Origin of the sequence: Pantoea sp. sgz302252 (genome assembly GCF_042610525.1) — a bacterium.
Taxonomy (GTDB): Bacteria; Pseudomonadota; Gammaproteobacteria; order Enterobacterales; family Enterobacteriaceae; genus Erwinia.
Genome location: NZ_JBHDVM010000001.1, coordinates 737,863 through 756,555, shown reverse-complemented (window position 1 = coordinate 756,555; position 18,693 = coordinate 737,863). Strand labels below are relative to the sequence as shown.

Here is an 18,693-nt window from a genome sequence, read left to right as displayed (position 1 = left end):
GATTTGAAGCAGATGCTTATTTCTTATCCAGCGACCAGGTGGCGCTGTTGACCTCGACTTTAACCGGCAGCAGGCCGATTTGCGTAAATTTGTCGGCCAGCGCCTGCTGCTGTTTAAACACTTCCGGCGTCATCCTTTCCGCGCCAAATGGCATTCTCGCAATTGCCCGTTGCCAGATCGGCTGGGGCAAGCCGGTAGAAGTTGAAAGGATTTTCGCTGTCTCTTCAGGATTTTTATTCGCCCAGTCGCTAAGCGTACCCAGTTCGGTAAGTACCTTTTCCGCCGTCTGCGGATGCGCTTCCGCAAACTTGCGGCTGGCCAGATAGAAGGTGTAGTGCGGCACCAGGCCTTCAGCGTTTTGTACCTGGCGAGCTTTGGCGTTGGTTTCAACTTCCGCCAGGTAAGGGTCCCAAATCACCCAGGCGTCCACCGCGCCGCGCTGAAACGCCGCGCGAGCATCTGCTGGCGGCAGGTAGACAGGCGTAATGTCTTTGTAGCTCAGTCCGGCTTTTTCCAGGGCGGCGATTAGCAGATAGTTAACATCGGAGCCTTTGTTCAGCGCCACGCGTTTGCCTTTGAGATCGGCCACTGTTTTGATCGCAGAATCTTGTGGCACCACTATAGCTTCCGTTTTAGGGTTAGCCGGGGAGTGGCCCAGATAGACCAGATCGGCCCGCGCAGCTTGGGCGAAAGCGGGCGGCGCATCGCCGGTAGCGGCTAAATCTATGCTGCCGACGTTTAAGCCTTCCAGCATCTGCGGGCCTGCCGGAAATTCTACCCAACGTACTGCAATGCCCTGTTTTTTAAATTCGCTGTCGAGCGTGCCGCGATATTTCAGCAGCGCAAAGATGTTGGCTTTTTGATAGCCGATATTCACCGTTTGTGGCTGTGTTTCCGCCAGCGCCTGCGCCGAGGTTGCTGTCAGCACCAATGCGGCAAGGCCGCTAAGAAGATAATTTTTCATTGTTTTTCCCCGTAAAAATTCCGTCAGGGCAACATAGCAAATCGGCGGGCAATGGCTTAACGAGTAAAAGTACTGTGCTTAGTACGAAAGATCATTTAGCCAGCGGCGGCAGGCCAATGAAAGCTGGAACGGGTCACAGTTTTCTGCTTTGACCAATTGCGGGCTGTTTAAATTGCGCGCAAAATGCGCAGCTTAAGGGATTTATTAATCAGGTAAACAAGGAAGAAAAAATGAAGAGACTCCCGGTCGTCGCGCTGACGCTGCTGCTCGCCGCCTGCGCCCAGCAAAGCAGCGTGGATCGCCACACCATCCATACCGCCCATCTGATTTCCGAAGCCAATTTCGATCCCAATACGCGTCTGCTGCTGGCGGATTCAATACGCGTTATGCGTCCCGGTTTTGCAGCTATGTACCAACAGGGCGTAGCGGATCGCGCTGCCGGTATGACCAAAGAGCAGATGGAAAACAAAGCGGCTTTGCTACGCGATCCAGCAAACATACCCGAGGCGGCGCTAAAACATCGTTTTCTTAGCCAGGAATATCTGGCGGACAGGCCGGAGAAAGAGCGGAAGATCCTGGCGGAAGCGCTGGCCGCCACCTGGCGCGACGGCTATGAAGGGCGACCCTGAAAAAGGCAAAGGGGCAGAGCGCCCCTTTATTATTTCAGGTATCTGCTGAGTAGCCGAAGCCGCTTTCCGGCAGCGTTACGGTGGTTTGCAAAACAAAATCCTCGGCGCTGCGTCCGGCATAAAAATCATATTCGCCAGCGGCTATACACCATTGCGCTTGCTGCCAGCAGGCCATTACTTTTGGCTCCGGCATCAGCGTGACCCAACGGCTTTCGCCCGGCGCCAGCGCTATTCGCGCGAAAGCGACCAGGCGCGGCACATAAGTTTTATCCCGTGGCTGCGCGTAAATCTGCACCACCTCTGCGCCAGCCCGGTCGCCGGTATTGGTGACGGTTAAGGCGATTTCAACGGCATGCGCATGCTGCGTTACGGCCAAATCCCGCCAGGCAAAACGGGTGTAGCTCAGGCCAAACCCAAACGGGAAAAGCGGCTTCTGACGTGTGCGAGCGTACCAGCGATAGCCGACATCCGAGCCTTCTTTCTCGTAGTCGATATGAATAATATCGCCTTTTACCGGCATGCCCGGCACGGAAGTAGTGGACGCCGGATCGAGCTGCTCTGGGTGCGGCAACTGCTGTTCGCTGGCGGGAAAGCTGACCGGCAGCCTGCCGGAAGGATTGACGCGGCCGGAAAGCACGCCTGCAATAGCTTCCGCGCCGCCGGATCCGGGATACCAGGCCGCCAGCACCGCAGCGACTTCGTCAAGCCAGGGCAGCGTCACCGGGCCGCCGGTTTCCAGCACCACGATAGTTTTGGCATTGGCTTTTGCCAGCGCGGCAATCAGCCGATTCTGCTCTGCGCTCAGCGCCAGCCCTTGCGCGTCGAGTGCCTCCGAGCGCCACTCTTCAGCAAAGAAAATAACCGCATCGGCATCACGGGCCTGGGCCAGGGCCTCGTCACTATTTTCACCGCTGCTGAAGGCGACTTCTGCCGCACCCAGTTCGGCGCGAATAGCCTGTAGCGGGGAAGAAGGGTGGTAAATTTTGCTGGTCTCAATTCCCATAAAGTCAATGCCGGGAAGCTTCAGGCTGCCAACCGGCGTCACGGCAGAGGAACCGCCACCGCACAGCACGCCTGCATCGGCGTGGGCACCAACCACTAACAGCTTCTTAGCGCCTTTCTTCAGCGGCAGCGCCCCGGCATTTTTCAGCAGCACTATCCCTTGTTCCGCTTCGCGCTGCGCTATCAGCCGGTGGGCGGTATAGTCAATATCACCGCCGGGCTTGGCTGGATTATCAACTGCGCCCACGGCAAACAGGCTGCGCAGGATGCGCCTTACCATATCGTCAATTCTGGCCTGCGGCACTTCGCCCGCCGCTACAGCCTCGCGCAGCGGCCGATCGAACCAGACCTGCTCGTCAAGGTTGGCACCTGACTGCACGTCCAACCCTGCCAGCGCGGCTTTGGCGGCAGAGTGCGTAGCGCCCCAGTCGGACATGGCCCATCCCGGAAATCGCCAGTCGCCTTTCAGCACCTTGTTAAGCAAAAAGGCGTTCTCTGAAGCCCATTCACCGTTGACCAGGTTGTAGCCCGGCATAATCGCGCCCGGCTGTCCGATATGAAGGGCAATTTCAAACGCCAGCAGATCGGACTCGCGCATAGCGGTTTCGCTGAGATCGGAACTCACGACTACCCGGCCGGTTTCCTGCGGATTAACGGCAAAGTGCTTCAGGGTCGAGACCACATGCTGCGACTGAATGCCTTTTGCCGAGTAACCCGCCATCAGCCCCGTCAGCAGCGGATCTTCTGAAAGATATTCAAAATTTCTGCCGCCACGCGGCTCGCGGATCAGATTAGCGCCGCCAGCCAGCTGGACGTTAAACCCTTTGGCGAAGGCCTCGCGACCAACCAGTTTCCCCGTTTCTTCGGCCATTTCCGGGTTAAAAGTCGCCGCCAGCAGCAGGCCGGAAGCCAGCGCGGTAGCGTTATCGCCGGGCCTGACATCACCCAGCGCGGAAACGCCAAGGCTGGCATCAGACTGCTGCATGGCAGGAATGCCCAGCCGCGGGATGGCAGGATAATAAGCGGCGGAGCCAATTGCACCTTCCGGCAGCGGCTCATCGCCCAGCGGGATTGCCATTGGGCCGGATAGCCAGGCGAATTTTTCCTCTTCGGTCATCGCCTGCATAACCCGCTCGGCCTGTTCGTCCGGAGTCAGGCCCGGTTCTTGCCACGGATAAGTCATGCTGCCTCCCTGGCTACGGTTAACGCCTGCGCCGCGCAAACCAACGCCAGGTGGCTCAGCCCCTGAGGAAGATTGCCGCGCCAGGCGGCGGTACGGACATCGAACATTTCATTAAAAATTTCTACGTTGCCGCGATCGCACAGGCCTTCGAGGATCTCGTGCATTGCCGTTTCAGCCCGTTCGGTTTCGCCCATAGAGGCGAAAGCCTCTACCAGCCAGAAAGAGCAGGCCACAAATGTACTCTCTTCCTGCTCCACGCCGCTGTAGCGATAAAGCATGGCGCTGTTATGGCCCAGCTCCTGGCGAATCGCCTCATAGGTCGCCAGCATACGCTGGGGATTTACCGAGTTGCCATAGTGGTGCACCAGCGCCAGCGAGGCATCCAGCTTCTCTTCGCTGCCGACGTAAAACAGATAGGCCTGGCGGCTCTCTGACCAGCAGTGTTCTTCAATCCAGTCACGGATGCGGTCGCGTTCTCGCGTCCAGCGGCTGACCCAGGTTGGTTCGATATGCTTGCCTTCAGCCATTGCGACGGCGCGATCCAGCGCCAGCCAGCAGGCCATTTTGGAATGGGTGTAGTGTTGCTCATCCGGCAGCTCCCAGATACCGGAATCTTTCTGCCGCCAGCTATCGGCGCAGCAGTTGGCCAGCTCGCCCAGCATGCGTGAGGTGGCTATATCCAGCACGTGGCCCGCTTCGATAAAGAGCTGCGCGGTGGCGAGCATATCGCCATACATACTGAGCTGCACCTGGTCGCGGGCATTATTACCGACGCGGACCGGCTGCGAGCCTTTATAGCCTTTCAGGGGCAAATAGCTCTCTTCGGGTACTACATCACCTTCCAGGGTATAGCAGGCGCGCAGCTTAACGCCGTGGCGAATAATGGTATGCGTCAGCCATGAGAAGGCGGCTTTACAATCTTCCAGCGCGCCAAGATAAACGAAAGATTTGATAATCAGGCAGGCGTCGCGTACCCAGGCGTAGCGGTAGTCATAATTTTTTTCGCCGCCGATGCCTTCCGGTAATGAGGTAGTGGCCGCCGCCGCCAGCGCGCCGGTTGGCGAGTACCAGAGGAACTTCAGCGACAGTGCCGAACGTTTGACATGGGGTGAAAAAAGTCCTTTGTAGGTCAGATGGCCCACCCAGTCGCGCCAGGCGGTATGGCTGGTTTCGATCCTGTCGTCGATTGAAGCCAGATCGGGCACGGCCAGCGGCTCTTTTTCACTGGCCAACAGCGCCACCATTGAGTGCGAACCAGGCGAAGTCACCAGCCGCGCCTCTACGGCTTCGTCGCAGATCCAGGTGATTTTTACTTCTTCACTGGTTCTGAGCATGGCCATCAGATCGCCGATATGGAAAACTGCACCCTGTTCGGTATCCGCTACCCACGGCGAGCGCGTTTCCGCGACGGTGCCCAATTTAAGCCGCAAATTAAGTACCACTTCGCCTTCAAGGCCTTCTACGCGCCGCGCAAGTTCACTCCAGGGCAGCCGTCCGGCCAGCGAGCTATTCAGCGACTCGGTCAGACGAACCGAACCAGTAGCCGTAGTAAAAACTGTCTCCAGCACGTTGCTGTCGTCGCGATAGCGGCGTTCAACCTGATATTCCTCCTCAGGCTCAATCTGGAAAAAACCGCCAATGCCGGGATCGAGGATGCGATCGAACAGCGGCGGAGAATCAAGATTGGGCGCGCACCACCAGTCAATGGAGCCGTCAGGCGCTATCAGAGCGACCGAGCGTCCTTCGCCAATAGCCGCATAATCGCCGAGACCGGCAAAGCCTTCTTCGCGCACGGGAGAATGGTAGATTGTGTTCTTCACTCGACATCCTTTGTTCAGAATAGAAAGATGGCCTGAGCCATAAAACGCTAAAGGCTTAGCGTTTAACCGCAGGCTTGGGTCTGAAAAGTATAGGTAATATTCCGCTTTACGCAGGCGGCGCTGCTGGTCAGGCGGCGAGAAAAGAACAAAAAGCGGCAGTGACGCGCAGAACGGTGCCCTGTAATGAAAAGAACGATCGGGCTACGGAGAAGAAATCAATAATTCCACGGGAACATCCAGCGCTTTGGCGAGATTATTCAGGGTCAGCAGCGTGATATTCCGCTTACCGTTTTCGATATCGCTCAGGTAGGTGCGATCGATTCCGCTTTTTGCGCTAAGCGCAATCTGGCTTAGCTGCTTGCGTTTGCGCAATCGCCGTATCTGCGCGCCAACGCTAATTAATAAACCATCCCGCAATGTTTTATCCTCAGTCCGTTTTATTGCTCCCTGGAGTAAATTTTTATAAAGGCTTTTTGCCCGAAAAGCTATCATTTTTAATTGAGATAATTCCTGGTCTTCGGCTTAACTCACCGCCCGCCACTACGCCATATTCTCAGCGGTGATAATTCTTAACTCAACCTTGCCATCCAGATAGATATCGGGCTGGAAGCCGGTTTCCAGATGGCGCAGCAATATATCCAGTGCCAGGCGGGCATGTGCTGGCGCATTCTGATCCAGCGTGTAGGAGACCATATCGTCATTCAGCATTTGCCGGGTTACGGAATAAAGCTCGTGAGTGATCACCGTACAGCGCAAATTATGCCGCTGCAAAAGAGTTTTAATTTCGCTGTTGCCTACGCCGGTATTATAAATTCCGGTCACCTGCTGCGCCTTGCGCAAAGCCTGGCCGAACAGAAGTCGAATGATTTCACGCTGATCCTGCCCGGAAAGCACTTCTCTGAGGCGGATATGCGGCGCTCGTTTCTCCATAGCGTCACGAAAGCCATCAATGCGCTGGCGATGGGCGCGATAATCGATGCGGCCGCTGAGCATAATCACTTCGCCTGCTTCATGCAGCGACTTGCTCATCAACAAACCGGCGGTTTTGCCTGCCTGATATTGATCGATGCCGACATGGCACAGCCGCTGCGCCTGCGGAATATCTGTTGCCAGCGTAATCACAGGTACGCCCTGGGCACGACACCAGACCAGGGCTTCATGAATCGCCGGATAATCGTGACCGAAGACAATCAGACCGTCGCGTTTGCCGCAGGCGGCCATCATCAGTTGCGCCAGCTTTTCCGGCTGTGATTCGGCGACATAGGTTTTATGCAGCGTCAGGCGCTGATAGCCGTGCTGGCTGGCTACCGCAGCAAAATCGCTGGCCAGAGTGCGAAAGAAAAAAGAGGGGTTGCCGCTCAGGAAAACCTCTATCTGCCAGGGATGGCGGTACGCTTCCGGCAGAGGGCGCTTCAGGCCTGCCTCGCGCGCGGCCTGGAGCACTTTGCGAGAGGTGGCGGGCGAAACGCCGCCGCGATCGTTCAGCACCCGATCTACGGTCGCTACGCCAACGCCAGCCAGCTCGGCCAGCCTTTGCAGAGTTAACTTCTTCATGATTGTTTCCATCGGCGGTGTTATCCGCACACTGCGGACGGCGGCATAGTATGCGCAGCCCAGGGCGTCTGGCAAGCCGGAAAAAACCGGAAGCTTTTTCCCATTATTACTGCTTACAGGAAGGGACGAAAGCAGGCTGACAGCGGCTTTTTGCGCGGTAGCGACGAAGAAAACGTCGGCTTTGACGAAAAAAGAGACAGCCGTCTTTAAATGATGGAAATCCATCAACGCAAAACTTTTCCATTACGCGGCAAAAATCTATTCTGCCGCCGATGTTAATTTTTTATTAAATCTCTTTTTGATATGTGAATAAAAAGCCTCTGATTTGATAATTACATTAAGAAATTATCAAAAAAAATTATTCTAAAAACATTTTCGCATTGTGAACCATTAGTCGCAGGGAAATCATGAAACGCAGAGAGTTTCTTACTTCGGTGGTTGCGCTGGGCGTAGCCACAACCATGCCTGGTGCCAAAGCCGAGGTCGTCAACGGCGGCCAGCCGTGGCAGCCCGGAAAAGTCAGTACGCCGCCTTCGCCGCCTCGTCAGGGCGGCCTGCAATATTTTACTCAGCACGAGTTTGCCACCGTTGGCGTTATTGCGGAGCATTTTATCCCGGCCGATGAAAATAGCCTGAGCGGCAAAGAAGCGGGCTGCGCTACTTTTATCGACCGCCAGCTGGCCGGAGACTATGGCCGCGCCGCCGCGCTCTACAGGCTGGGTCGTTTTGTTAAGGGCACGCCAGAGCAGGGGCCGCAGTCGCCGTTGACTCCTGCCGAGCGTTATCGTCAGGGACTAAGCGCGCTCGATGCCGCAACGCAGAAACAATACGGCAAAAACTTTATCGATTTGGCAGCCGACCAGCAGGAAAACATTTTGCACGCGATGGAAGCAGATAAATTCGATTTAGGTAAAGACGTCGAGACCAAAGTCTTTTTCGAGCTGCTGCTGCAAAACGTTCGCGAGGGTTTTCTTGCCGATCCGATTTACGGCGGCAACAAAGATATGACCAGCTGGAAAATGATCGGTTTTCCCGGCGCGCGTTATGACTTCCGCGATCTGCTGAGCAAGAAAGGGCAAAAGCTGAATATTATCCCTACCAGCCTGATTGATAACACTCTCTGATTACGAGTTACTAAATGAATAATGTACGTCCAAAAGCTGATGTGGTTATCGTCGGCCTGGGATGGTGCGGCTCTTTGATCGCTGAAGAACTGACTCGCGCCGGATTGAATGTCGTTGCCATTGAGCGCGGTCCGTGGTTTGAAACCGCTACCGATTTTCCGCCTTCTATAGATACTGATGAGCTGCGCTGGGATACCCGCCGCAGTATGCTGCTGCCGCCAGCGGTAGAAACCACGACTTTCCGTAATAATCGTACGCAGCAGGCGCTGCCGACGCGCGACTGGAACCTCAACGAACTGGGCTATAACGTCGGCGGTTCCGGCACGCACTGGGCCGGAATGGCCTGGCGCTTTACGCCCTGGGATTTTCAGCCGTACAGCCAGACCGTGGAACGCTATGGCAAGCAGCAGATCGCCGAAGGGCTGATCCTGCAGGACTGGGGCGTGACCTATGATGAACTGGAACCTTTCTACGATCGTTTCGAAAAAATTGCTGGCGTCTCCGGTAAAGCGGGCAAGCTGAATGGTGAAATCATTCCAGATGGCAATCCATTTGAAGGCAACCGCAGCAGCGACTATCCGCTGCCGCCGCTGGAAGGAATGCGCCTGACGGATATTTTCCGCGATGCGGCAAAATCCCTTGGCCAGCATCCATTTATGGTGCCTGCCGGCCAGGCTTCACGCGCTTATGTTAACCCGCTGGGCGTGCGGATGGGGCCTTGTACCTATTGCGGCTACTGCCTCTACTACGGCTGCGGCAACTTCTCTAAATCCAGTCCGAACGCCTGCGTGATCCCGGCGCTGATGCAGCGTGAAAACTTTACCGTGCTGACCGATTCCGCCGTGGTGCGCGTGAATAAAGCTGAAGACGGCAAAACCGCTACTGGCGTGACCTATATCGATCGCAATAAGAAAGAGTGGGTGCAGCCTGCGGATATCGTGGTGCTTTCTGCTTTCCAGATGCAGAACGTGCGCCTGCTGCTGCTTTCCAAAATCGGCAAGCCTTACGATCCGGTAAGCAAAACCGGCGTGGTCGGCCGCGCCTATAGTTTCCAGACCGTTTCCGGCGCCAGCCTGTTCTTTGAAAACGAATACCTGAACCAGTATATCGGCGCGGGCGCGCTTTCCCAGCAGGTAGATGATTTCAACGGCGATAACTTTGACCATACCGGCATGGGCTTTATCGGCGGCGCAGGCATCCTGGTGGTGGCACGCGGTGCCCGTCCTATCGGTAACGCAGACGTGCTGCCGCCGGGAACGCCACGCTGGGGCAAAGAGTGGAAAAAAGCCTATACCCACGCTTTCCAGAACGGCACCTTTATTTTCGGCCAGGGCACCAGCTTCTCGCATGAAGACTATTACCTGGATCTGGATCCGGAGTATGTCGACGACAACGGCAATCCGCTGCTGCGCGTTACCTTTGACTATAACGAGAACGATCGCCGCTCGGCGAAGTTTATCGAAGAAAAAAGCGTCGAGCTGGGCAAGGCAATGGGCGCGAAAACGGTTATCGGTACTAACTCGGCATCCGGCAACTATTCGCCTTATAACTTCGCCAGCGACCATACCATCGGCGGCGCGGTGATGGGTACCGATCCCAAAACCAGCGTACTGAACCGCTATCAGCAGAGCTGGGATATGCACAATCTCTTCGTCCTCGGCGCTTCTTCGTTCCCAAACAACGCCGGTTATAACCCGACGGGCACTATAGGCGCACTGAGCCTGTGGACGGCGAAAGCGATCCTTGAACAGTATCTGAAAAATCCTGGCCCGCTGGTAAAGGTGTGAGATGAAAAAGACGACAATTCTGGGCGGCGTGGCTTTTATCGCCGCAGCGGTGGCCGCCGGTATGCTGTGGCAGAATGGCGATACCAGCGCGGACGACGTGGCGGACAATAAGATCCTGACCAGCCAGCCGCCGGGCGCGGCGGATGCTGAAGCCGTAGCGCGGGGAAAATATATCGCCATCGCTGGCGACTGCGTGGCCTGCCATACCGCGCCTGAAAGCAAAAACGCCTTTGCTGGCGGCTACTCAATCAGCACACCATTCGGCGGCATTTTTGCCAGTAATATCACGCCGGATAAGGAAACCGGCATTGGTAACTGGACCGAACGGGACTTTTACCGCGCCGTGCGCCACGGTAAAGGCAAAGAGGGCGAAAACCTCTATCCGGCGATGCCTTACAACGCCTATGTCAAAGTCAGCGATAAGGATATGCATGACCTCTGGATGTATATGCGTTCAGTGAAGCCGGTGCATTACGCGGTGCCGGAAACCAATCTTGGCTTTCCGTATAACATCCGCCTGGCAATGATGGGCTGGAACCTGCTGTTCTATAAAAACAGCGGTTTCACGCCGGATATGAGCCGCAGCGCGGAGTGGAATCGCGGCGCCTACTTAGTGGAAGGGCTTGAGCACTGCGGCGCCTGCCACACGCCAAAAAACATGTTGGGCGGCGATCGTGATGCCTGGCTTCAGGGGAGCAACCTGTCGGAATGGCACGCGCCAGATATTACCGCCAACAGCTATACCGGCATCGGCGGCTGGAGCGAGCAACAGATCGTTGATTATCTGAAGCTGGGCAGCAACCACGTTGCAGTTGCTTCCGGGCCGATGGCGGAAGCAGTAACCAACTCGACGCAGCATCTTACCGCTGACGATCTACACGCGATTGCGGCTTATCTAAAATCGCAGCCGGACTCCGGCACGCAAAAACCGCAGCCGCTGGCGGCAGATGACCGCATCATGAAGATGGGTGAAAACGTCTATTCCGCCAACTGCGCCGCCTGCCACAATAGCGACGGTAAGGGCATCCCGAACCTGGCTGCCGGGCTGGCAGGCAATCCGGGACTGCAGGCGGAAGATGCTTCCTCCATTATCTCGACCATCCTTCAGGGCGGTCGCGGCGCGGTAACGCAGGGCAATCCTACCAGCGGCGCCATGCCTGCTTTTGCCTGGAAACTTTCCGATGAGCAGGTCGCGGCCGCCGCAACTTATCTGCGTAACAGCTGGGGCAACGCGGCTTCGGCGGTAAAACCAGAAGAGGTTGCGGGCAAGCGTAAGGTGTTGAATCTGCCTGACCAAATGCCAGAGCATTAACAATCTACAGGCGGCGCAGTAGCGCCGCCCTGTTTATCCAGATAGCCTGCCTTGCCAGAAGTTGCTGAAAAACCACGCGTTCGCTCGTGCCTCGCCACACAATTCTCCGGGAGTTGTTACACTCAGAGCTGGTGTCTCAACAGGAGTAATCATGAAACTGGGCTTTGCTTGTAAATATTTTAACGCCGAGGCAAAACAGCCTTTTCCGCTAAGAGCCACCACGCGCACCCGTTTTTTAAGCCTGGACAAAGCAGCGCGGCTGGCGCTGATTAGCGAAATTTCACAGCACAATTTAACTAATCTTTATCTCACTCTGGAAGCGCTGGCAAAAGAGCCGGAAGCCTTGCGCATGATGCGCCTGGGAAGCGATCTGCTGCCCTTATTCACCGTGCCGGAGGCCGGGGAACTTTATCAGGATTATCTGCCGGAGCTGCACGGAGACTTTGCAAAATGCGGTGATTTCGCCCGCAAGCATAATATCCGGTTGTCCTTCCATCCCGGCCAATATTCCGTGCTGGCTTCCGATAACCCGCTGGTGGTGGAGCGCGCGATTGAAGATGTGGAATATCACACGCTATGCGCAAAACTGATGGGTTACGGCAAAACGTTTCAGGATTTCAAAATCAACATTCATATGAATGGCAAAGGGGGATTCGAAGGCTTTAAAAGCGCCTTTGCACGACTAAGTCCGGAAGCAAAAAACATGCTGACGGTAGAAAACGATGAAATCTCCTGCTCGCTGGATGATGTGCTGCAGGCAAAAGAACTTTGCCCAATTGTGCTGGATATTCACCATTACTGGGTTAAAGAGAACGAATTTATTAAGCCGGACGATCCGCGTATTGCGCAGATCCTTGAGTCCTGGCGCGGCGTTCGTCCTGTATTGCACTATTCGATTTCGCAGGAAGGCATTATTCCTGAACAGGGATTCCCCCAGCAGGAAGAATTAGGCGTACCTAAAACCAAACTGCGCGCCCATTCGGATTACTATTTTAACGATACGCTTAACGACTGGGCTTTATCCTTTAAAGAGTTCGATATCATGTGCGAGGTGAAGATGAAAAACCTTGCCAGGGACAAGCTGTATACCTACAGCAGGAAAAGCACGCGTTAATAATAGAAAGCATGCGCTGCCTTCAACCGCCAGCGCATGCTGCCAGCACTAAAGCTTGCCTTTGCGCGTCTGTTCTGAAGTGGTAAAACGAGTTTCGCCATGCGCGATATCGCCGCCGCCCTTAACGCTTTTCAGCTGTACCGTATTGCCTTTCTCCCAGGCATTGGCGCCAGCGACTACCGGATGCGCCACGATATCCTTGCGTTCCGCGCGGATTTTTTTCGAATCCACATCAAACCTTTTATCCCTGTCGATCAGCAGGCGCGGGTCCATTTGGCCATCAGCGGTAAAGCCCATCATCAGCGCCGGAATGCCAAGCGGCAGCGTTTTATCGCGGTCGGTGTGCCAGGTATGCCAGGTTTTGCCATAGGTATTAACGATGCGCGACATCAGCGCTTTTTCCGCCAGCGGCGGCAAGCCTGGCGCGATGAGCGTGCCCGATTTGACCTCGTACTGATGGCTGTGCCAGTACTTTTTCTCTTCCAGCGGCAGCGTTTTAAACAGCCGCTCGCTGATAATGTACTCCACGCCCATCAGTTTGGCATCTTTAGTGTTGCCGTCATAAATCACCGCCTGCATCACATCGTCATTTAGAATGGTGACATAGTGATGCGCTTCCATCTGGCCATTGTGGTCGCCATTATAGAAATGAAAACCGTCCAGATAGGCGTTGATGGCATCGATCGGCGGTCGTGACTGTATTGCTGCTGCGCCGGTATCCAGGACTTTCTTTTCTGTAGAAGTTGGCGCGCCGGGTGCCGTAACGTTAGAAGGCGTATTATGAGCGCCGCAGCCACACAGCAGCAGGGCGAGCAGAGGCAGGGTTCCTTTCATCATAACTCCATTGTTGAAAGTGTCTGAAATTGTTTAATGCTGATACAAAATGTCAGTAAAAGCCTGGCAGGAAACGGCTGCTTCGCAATGATAATAATAAGAAATGCCATGGAAGAGGCTGCTTATTCCAGCAGCCGCCGTGCTGAAGCGTTGGCCTCGCTGACAACTTTGCCGCTGTCGATATGTAACATTTTTCCGTTACGTTTAAGGATTTGGCCATCGACTATCACCGTATCGACGTTTTGCGGCCCGGCAGAATAAACAATCAGCGCAGCGGGATCGCCGCCGCCAAAACCGCTCATATTCAGCGCCTGCGGATCGATAATCTGAATATCGGCGCGCTTGCCTGGCGCAATACTGCCGGTAATTTTATCCAGGCCGATTGCCTGTGCGCCGCCAAGCGTTGCCATTTCTAATAAACGGTGAGGATCGGGCTGAGATTCATCTTTGGTTGCGCCGCTTTGTGTCAGCGCCGCCAGCCGCATGGTAGCGAACATATCGGCACTGCCTGCCAGCGCGTTGCCGTCCAGACCCAACCCGAGCCGCTTAACGTTGTTGAAATGGTCGATCCTCGTCAGGCCATAGCCGACGCGCTGCTCGCTAATCGGGGTCAATGCCAGCCCGCCACCCGCTTTTTCCAGTGCCGCCAGCTGCGCAGGTTTGGCATCGGTGGCGTGAATAACCGTGACGAAAGGAGTCAGATAGTGACGTTCAATCAGGGCGTTGAACATGGCATCCGGCTTGCCGCTAACGTGAACCTGCACCGGCAGATGATTTTCCTGCGCAAAGCGAAATTCCCGATCGCGCATCGCCCAGTTTTGTTGGTCTTGCATATCACGCGGCAGCCGCCACGCCAGCCCAAGCGATACGCGTGGCGAAGAACTTTTTAACAGGCTGCCCATATGTTGCAGATCGACAGGGGTTTTAGTGGTTTTATCCGGGCCGCCATAAAACATAATGGCGCGAATACCCGAATCGCTTAACGCTTTATAACCGGCGTCGCCCCAGGCTGGCCCGCGAACATTATCGAAAAAATCGCCGCTGGCGGTTATACCTGCGGCGAGAAGTTCAATAGCGCCGCTGTAGATCGAAGTATAGATATCCTGCGGCTGCATTTTAGCCCCAAGCTTAGTGCTGACCGGGGAAAATTCGCCGTCTTTATTGCGAAACTGGCCGCGCAGCGTTGTAATCCACAGATGAGAGTGAGCATCCACAAAACCCGGCAGTATATATTTGCCGCTGGCGTCGATCACTTCTGCATCTGCTTCGCTGAGATTTTTGCCGGTCTTAATAATGGTATTATTGCGGATCAATACATCGCTGTTTGCTGCGTCATCAACGCCGGGCTGCATGGAGATTAGATAGCCGTTTTTAATCAGCAATGCGGCAGGGCGTTCCGCTGCCTGGACAGATGGCAGGCAGCAAAGCAGGGTAAACAAAAGGGAAGAGCGCATAAGCTTCTCCATTAATGGCGGTAAAAGGTAAACGTATAGTCGTTAATGTGCGGAACGTCCTTTATTCAGGCCGACAGCAATGATGGAAAACTGGCAAAAGAAGCAGGAACATCTAATGCCGGTCGGCTCTATTCGGACAATGCTCAGCGGTACTCAGCGCAATTTTCGACTAATTTAAAAAGGAAGATGCTTAATTTCTAAGGAGAAACCTTTGACGCAACAAAAATCCCCTGCCGAAGATATTCAGTCCACCGAGCTGATGCAGACCAGTGAAGCCTGGAACGGCACGCCTTATAACGCTTATCCAGACGGCAAACCCCAGCTTACGGTAATGAAAATGCATATACCGCCGCACTCATCGCTGCCCTGGCACTCGCATCCGATGCCGAATATCGCTTATCTGTTGTCAGGTGAGCTTACTATTGAAGACAAAGAGAGCGGCAGGACGCACCAGGTAAGGGCTGGCGAAGCGCTGAATGAATCTACTGGCGATATCCATCGTGGCTACACCACAGAAAAAGCGGCTGAGCTGATTATCTTCTACGCGGGTGCTGAAGGGCTGCCGCTGTCGGAGCCTTTACCCGGCGAACCAGCGGAGTTTTAACGACGCTCTAACAGGATGTAACAAGCAAAGGCAGACAATATGGCGCTTCGGCATTACTATGTCAGCTTCAACGCGCGTCGTTAAAGGGCATCATGCTATGAAAAAAATTGGGTTTCTTTCTTTCGGCCACTGGACGCCTTCGGCTCAGTCGGCCACGCGTTCGGCGGCGGATGCGCTGCTACAATCCATCGATCTGGCGGTTGCGGCAGAAGAGCTGGGTGCCGATGGCGCTTATTATCGCGTCCACCACTTTGCCCGTCAGCTCAGCGCGCCTTTTCCTCTGCTGGCCGCCGTAGCAGCACGGACTAAAAACATCGAGATCGGCACTGGCGTAATTGATATGCGCTACGAAAACCCACTCTATATGGCAGAAGACGCGGGCGTGGCGGATTTAATCAGTGGCGGTCGTTTACAGCTCGGTATCAGCCGCGGCTCGCCGGAGCAGGTTATTGATGGCTGGCGCTACTTTGGCTACGGGCCGCAGGAAGGCGAAAGCGATGCCGATATGGGTCGTCGTCATACGGAAGCCCTGCTGGAAGTTTTAAAAGGTGAAGGCTTTGCCAAGCCAAATCCGCAGCCAATGTTTCCTAATCCGCCTGGATTGTTACGGCCAGAACCCTATTCACAAGGGCTGCGCGAGCGTATCTGGTGGGGTTCAGGTTCAGATGCCACCGCCGTATGGGCGGCTAAGCTGGGCATGAACCTGCAAAGCTCAACGCTGAAGGATGACGAGACCGGCGAACCTTTCCATATTCAGCAGGCAAAACAGATCCGGGCCTACCGCGCCGCCTGGCAGGAAGCTGGTCACCAGCGTGAGCCGCGTGTGTCGGTCAGCCGCAGTATTTTTGCGCTGGTCAACGATCAGGATCGCGCCTGGTTTGGCAGCAGCGGGCAGGGCGGCGATCAAATCGGCTACCTTGATGAAAAAACGCGGGCCATTTTTGGGCGTAGCTATGCCGCCGAGCCGGAAAAACTGATTGCGCAGCTGGCAAAAGATGAAGCTATTGCCGAAGCGGATACGCTATTGCTGACCATTCCCAATCAGCTTGGCGTGGATTACTGTGCGCACGTGCTGGAAGCAATTCTGAAGTATGTCGCGCCGGAATTGGGCTGGCGGTAAGAGTCCGGGCAAACTGTTTATTTAATGAAGGCTTCCGGCGCAGCAGTAAATTTCTGCGCCGATAAACGTGGCGGCGTTGTTACCAGAAAGCGCCGCCATTTTATTTCTATAATGAGGCCGGGTAGAAGTTTGCTGCGCGCTGTAAGACAGCTTTAAGGTTTAGTTCACAAGCAGAAAGGTCCCGCAAATGTGACGCTGTCACATTTTTTAAGCTGGCTGAATGCACCTCGGGACTGATTTCCTCTGGTCAGGTCTTCATCGCATGGACAGACTGACAGCCAGGCTACTCCAAAAAAACTTCCTGACCTTAATTGCTCTCTGGCCATTTTCGGATCGAAGAAGTTATCAAAGAAGCCCTGGTCTAACTTTCAATAGTTACAACATACAATAAGTATAAAAACTTTCCTATCTTCAGGCCACCGTGCATACATCGTCAGGCAGGAAAGATGATCCTTATAGAGTGAACCCTGTTCATATGGAAAGGGCAGGGGACTAAACCCTGTCTCAGACGTTGCGCTCAGAACGGGCTCGGCTGTACTCAACATCAGCATGCCAATATTTGATTGGTTAAAGCGGCATCGGTGGGTGACTCAGATTAAAAATCTATGCCATTATTAATCGTTTTTCACTAAATAATGGCTTTTTACAGTAGGCATCACCTGCTTCAGGAAAATGTTAAATTTTTGAAGACCGGAGCGGCGTGAATTATTTGTTATGCCATATAGGTTGAAGAAAATATCACTATATTTCTGAGCTTTTGTTTGATGACTCAGGTAAAACCCATTTGCCATCAGCATTCATGCCTTGCTTCCATTCCCCAATGGGGGAATTTCCCCCTGTATAAATTTGTCCAAAATTCTCGGTCCCCTCTATTAACTTATTCCTCACCAGATTTTTTGACAGGCCGCTTGCATCCAGGTAAGAAGCCACAACGCCAGGGCCTGTTGCAGAGACTGTCACCAGATGCCTGAGTAATGGAACAGACCTTTTTCCCTCCCACATGAGATCATCGATAGTCAGGCCTTCTCTGGAGTAATCGTTCATTAACTTTGTTAACTCGCCTTTTCCTGCCGTTTTTCCACATCCCATTTCAGGCACTATGCCCTCATAAGGCGCAACCGCAGCATTGAGCATTTTTTCTATCCCCTTCGAATTTTTTGGTGCCGCAATAACAGCGTTTGAAAATCTTACGCCTCTTTCCGATTTCTCCTGAAAAATAAGGCAATCAATTTCACCCGTACTGCTTTGCCTTTGCGCTTTTATATCACCTAACGGTGCTTTCATGGCAACATCTACATCCATATAAATACCACCGTAATCTTTCAATACTGCCAGCCTCATGATGTCTGAAGCTGCTGCATAGTTTTTAAAATTGTTATCAGTACATTCTCGACTAATTGCAGCTGCAACCTTTGTTGATAAATTTGGCTGCTTTATGTTAATTCTGGAAAATATAGCCTGGCTATAACCTTTATTTAATATCTGGTTTTTGAGTTTTTCTGGATTATCTGACCATAGCGTGATGTTATACTCTGGGTTGGTTTTTGATGCGCTGATAATATTATGTATTGCGCTGTCGGAGATTTTCTCCTTACCTAACCATATATAATGAATTTCTTTTGGGATATTGTTAGCGCTGGTTGCTAAGCTGTTTCCCTGTCTTGTTAATGAAGGAACATCATTACCTTGTCTGATGCCGATCATGTTTTCTGCTAAATTTGATTTTAGACTTTGTTTTTCATTAATTTCTCTGGTGTTTTGAAGTGGGGATAATCCACTGAAATTGCTGATCTTCATGCTTTTTACCTGTATCAATTGGTGCATTAACTCTTTTTCATATGCTTCTTACGCTAATCCTTTAACGGAGAGGCGTGGCTGGTGCCTTATCGGTAAAGATGCTATCCGCCTTTTTGCGCGCTCTGATTTGGATATCAGGGGACTACTGGCTGGTTGATGCCCGCGACTAACAAAAAATTCGCACTAATTTGTATCCCCAATCCACTATTGGATAACTGGCGTCTGTTATAACAAATAATCGGTCTGATAAACATATAAACGGTGTGGTTTTTTGTAAGCGGCAATATGTAGTATTTCCAATGGTTGCGGAATTGTGAATATATGCCCGGCCACTTCTTGCTTTATGTTTGCAGAAATGACGATCAAAGGACATCTGAGACCACTGAAAAAGGCGT

The 18,693-nt window shown here is 53.6% G+C and carries 15 protein-coding genes; 7 read left to right on the top strand and 8 right to left on the bottom strand.

Translation table 11 applies throughout. The features are described 5' to 3' along the window. Window positions 1–16: 16 nt before the first annotated feature. Window positions 17–964, bottom strand: a complete 948-nt coding sequence (locus tag ACETPC_RS03360) for a sulfonate ABC transporter substrate-binding protein (protein ID WP_380178576.1) — start codon at window positions 962–964, stop codon at window positions 17–19. A 230-nt stretch (window positions 965–1,194) separates the two neighbouring features. Here ACETPC_RS03360 and ACETPC_RS03355 point away from each other — a divergent pair, with 230 nt between their 5' ends. Beyond that, a complete protein-coding gene (locus tag ACETPC_RS03355; protein ID WP_380178574.1) occupies window positions 1,195–1,593 on the top strand; it encodes an Exc2 family lipoprotein in 399 nt (132 codons plus the stop codon). Window positions 1,594–1,627: 34 nt separating this feature from the next. On the opposite strand, the gene ACETPC_RS03350 is transcribed toward ACETPC_RS03355, so the two are convergent. The 4 genes from ACETPC_RS03350 to ACETPC_RS03335 all read right to left on the bottom strand — a co-directional run bounded on the left by ACETPC_RS03350 (window position 1,628) and on the right by ACETPC_RS03335 (window position 7,152). Then, entirely contained in the window at window positions 1,628–3,778 is a 2,151-nt protein-coding gene (locus tag ACETPC_RS03350; protein WP_380178572.1) for a beta-glucosidase, read from the bottom strand. Continuing rightward, a complete protein-coding gene (locus ACETPC_RS03345; RefSeq protein WP_380178570.1) occupies window positions 3,775–5,598 on the bottom strand; it encodes a glycoside hydrolase family 15 protein in 1,824 nt (607 codons plus the stop codon). Before ACETPC_RS03345 ends, ACETPC_RS03350 begins: the two co-directional genes overlap by 4 nt. A 201-nt stretch (window positions 5,599–5,799) precedes the next feature. Further along, window positions 5,800–6,090, bottom strand: coding sequence for a helix-turn-helix domain-containing protein (locus ACETPC_RS03340; protein ID WP_380178568.1), 291 nt, complete (start codon window positions 6,088–6,090; stop codon window positions 5,800–5,802). Between the two features lie 48 nt (window positions 6,091–6,138). After that, window positions 6,139–7,152, bottom strand: coding sequence for a LacI family DNA-binding transcriptional regulator (locus ACETPC_RS03335; RefSeq protein WP_380178566.1), 1,014 nt, complete (start codon window positions 7,150–7,152; stop codon window positions 6,139–6,141). Between the two features lie 407 nt (window positions 7,153–7,559). On the opposite strand from ACETPC_RS03335, the gene ACETPC_RS03330 reads away from it, so the two are divergent. The 4 genes from ACETPC_RS03330 (at window position 7,560) to ACETPC_RS03315 (ending at window position 12,489) form a co-directional block, all read left to right on the top strand. Beyond that, window positions 7,560–8,276 (top strand): gluconate 2-dehydrogenase subunit 3 family protein, encoded by a 717-nt coding sequence (locus tag ACETPC_RS03330; protein ID WP_380178564.1) that lies wholly within the window; start codon window positions 7,560–7,562, stop codon window positions 8,274–8,276. Between the two features lie 14 nt (window positions 8,277–8,290). Continuing rightward, complete coding sequence (locus tag ACETPC_RS03325; RefSeq protein ID WP_380178562.1) at window positions 8,291–10,063, top strand: GMC family oxidoreductase; 1,773 nt, start codon at window positions 8,291–8,293, stop codon at window positions 10,061–10,063. A 1-nt stretch (window position 10,064) separates the two neighbouring features. Beyond that, a complete protein-coding gene (locus ACETPC_RS03320; RefSeq protein ID WP_380178560.1) occupies window positions 10,065–11,375 on the top strand; it encodes a c-type cytochrome in 1,311 nt (436 codons plus the stop codon). A gap of 151 nt (window positions 11,376–11,526) precedes the next feature. After that, window positions 11,527–12,489 (top strand): UV damage endonuclease UvsE, encoded by a 963-nt coding sequence (locus ACETPC_RS03315; protein WP_380178558.1) that lies wholly within the window; start codon window positions 11,527–11,529, stop codon window positions 12,487–12,489. A gap of 48 nt (window positions 12,490–12,537) precedes the next feature. Here the strand turns inward: ACETPC_RS03315 and ACETPC_RS03310 are convergent, their stop codons facing one another. Next, window positions 12,538–13,326 carry an OBAP family protein gene (locus ACETPC_RS03310; RefSeq protein ID WP_380178556.1) on the bottom strand — a complete coding sequence of 263 codons (789 nt, stop codon included), beginning with the start codon at window positions 13,324–13,326 and terminating at the stop codon, window positions 12,538–12,540. A 119-nt stretch (window positions 13,327–13,445) separates the two neighbouring features. Continuing rightward, on the bottom strand, window positions 13,446–14,777 hold the full coding sequence (locus ACETPC_RS03305) for an amidohydrolase family protein (protein ID WP_380178554.1): 1,332 nt from the start codon (window positions 14,775–14,777) through the stop codon (window positions 13,446–13,448). A gap of 259 nt (window positions 14,778–15,036) precedes the next feature. Between ACETPC_RS03305 and ACETPC_RS03300 the strand changes: the two genes are divergently transcribed. Both ACETPC_RS03300 and ACETPC_RS03295 read left to right on the top strand, forming a co-directional pair. Next, a complete protein-coding gene (locus tag ACETPC_RS03300; protein WP_380178855.1) occupies window positions 15,037–15,381 on the top strand; it encodes a cupin domain-containing protein in 345 nt (114 codons plus the stop codon). Window positions 15,382–15,478: 97 nt separating this feature from the next. Beyond that, a complete protein-coding gene (locus ACETPC_RS03295) occupies window positions 15,479–16,501 on the top strand; it encodes an LLM class flavin-dependent oxidoreductase (protein ID WP_380178552.1) in 1,023 nt (340 codons plus the stop codon). Window positions 16,502–17,242: 741 nt separating this feature from the next. Here the strand turns inward: ACETPC_RS03295 and ACETPC_RS03290 are convergent. Beyond that, window positions 17,243–18,298, bottom strand: a complete 1,056-nt coding sequence (locus ACETPC_RS03290; protein WP_380178550.1) for a glycosyltransferase family 32 protein — start codon at window positions 18,296–18,298, stop codon at window positions 17,243–17,245. Window positions 18,299–18,693: the final 395 nt, after the last annotated feature.

What these genes read in the sequence shown, in the direction of transcription:
- ACETPC_RS03320 (WP_380178560.1), top strand. Translation starts at nt 10,065, where the DNA reads ATGAAAAAGACGACAATTCTGGGCGGCGTGGCTTTTATCGCCGCAGCG.
- ACETPC_RS03355 (WP_380178574.1), top strand. Translation starts at nt 1,195, where the DNA reads ATGAAGAGACTCCCGGTCGTCGCGCTGACGCTGCTGCTCGCCGCCTGC.
- ACETPC_RS03300 (WP_380178855.1), top strand. Translation starts at nt 15,037, where the DNA reads ATGCAGACCAGTGAAGCCTGGAACGGCACGCCTTATAACGCTTATCCA.
- ACETPC_RS03295 (WP_380178552.1), top strand. Translation starts at nt 15,479, where the DNA reads ATGAAAAAAATTGGGTTTCTTTCTTTCGGCCACTGGACGCCTTCGGCT.
- ACETPC_RS03290 (WP_380178550.1), bottom strand. Translation starts at nt 18,298, where the DNA reads ATGAAGATCAGCAATTTCAGTGGATTATCCCCACTTCAAAACACCAGA.
- ACETPC_RS03315 (WP_380178558.1), top strand. Translation starts at nt 11,527, where the DNA reads ATGAAACTGGGCTTTGCTTGTAAATATTTTAACGCCGAGGCAAAACAG.
- ACETPC_RS03360 (WP_380178576.1), bottom strand. Translation starts at nt 964, where the DNA reads ATGAAAAATTATCTTCTTAGCGGCCTTGCCGCATTGGTGCTGACAGCA.
- ACETPC_RS03330 (WP_380178564.1), top strand. Translation starts at nt 7,560, where the DNA reads ATGAAACGCAGAGAGTTTCTTACTTCGGTGGTTGCGCTGGGCGTAGCC.
- ACETPC_RS03310 (WP_380178556.1), bottom strand. Translation starts at nt 13,326, where the DNA reads ATGATGAAAGGAACCCTGCCTCTGCTCGCCCTGCTGCTGTGTGGCTGC.
- ACETPC_RS03350 (WP_380178572.1), bottom strand. Translation starts at nt 3,778, where the DNA reads ATGACTTATCCGTGGCAAGAACCGGGCCTGACTCCGGACGAACAGGCC.
- ACETPC_RS03335 (WP_380178566.1), bottom strand. Translation starts at nt 7,152, where the DNA reads ATGAAGAAGTTAACTCTGCAAAGGCTGGCCGAGCTGGCTGGCGTTGGC.
- ACETPC_RS03325 (WP_380178562.1), top strand. Translation starts at nt 8,291, where the DNA reads ATGAATAATGTACGTCCAAAAGCTGATGTGGTTATCGTCGGCCTGGGA.
- ACETPC_RS03305 (WP_380178554.1), bottom strand. Translation starts at nt 14,777, where the DNA reads ATGCGCTCTTCCCTTTTGTTTACCCTGCTTTGCTGCCTGCCATCTGTC.
- ACETPC_RS03340 (WP_380178568.1), bottom strand. Translation starts at nt 6,090, where the DNA reads ATGATAGCTTTTCGGGCAAAAAGCCTTTATAAAAATTTACTCCAGGGA.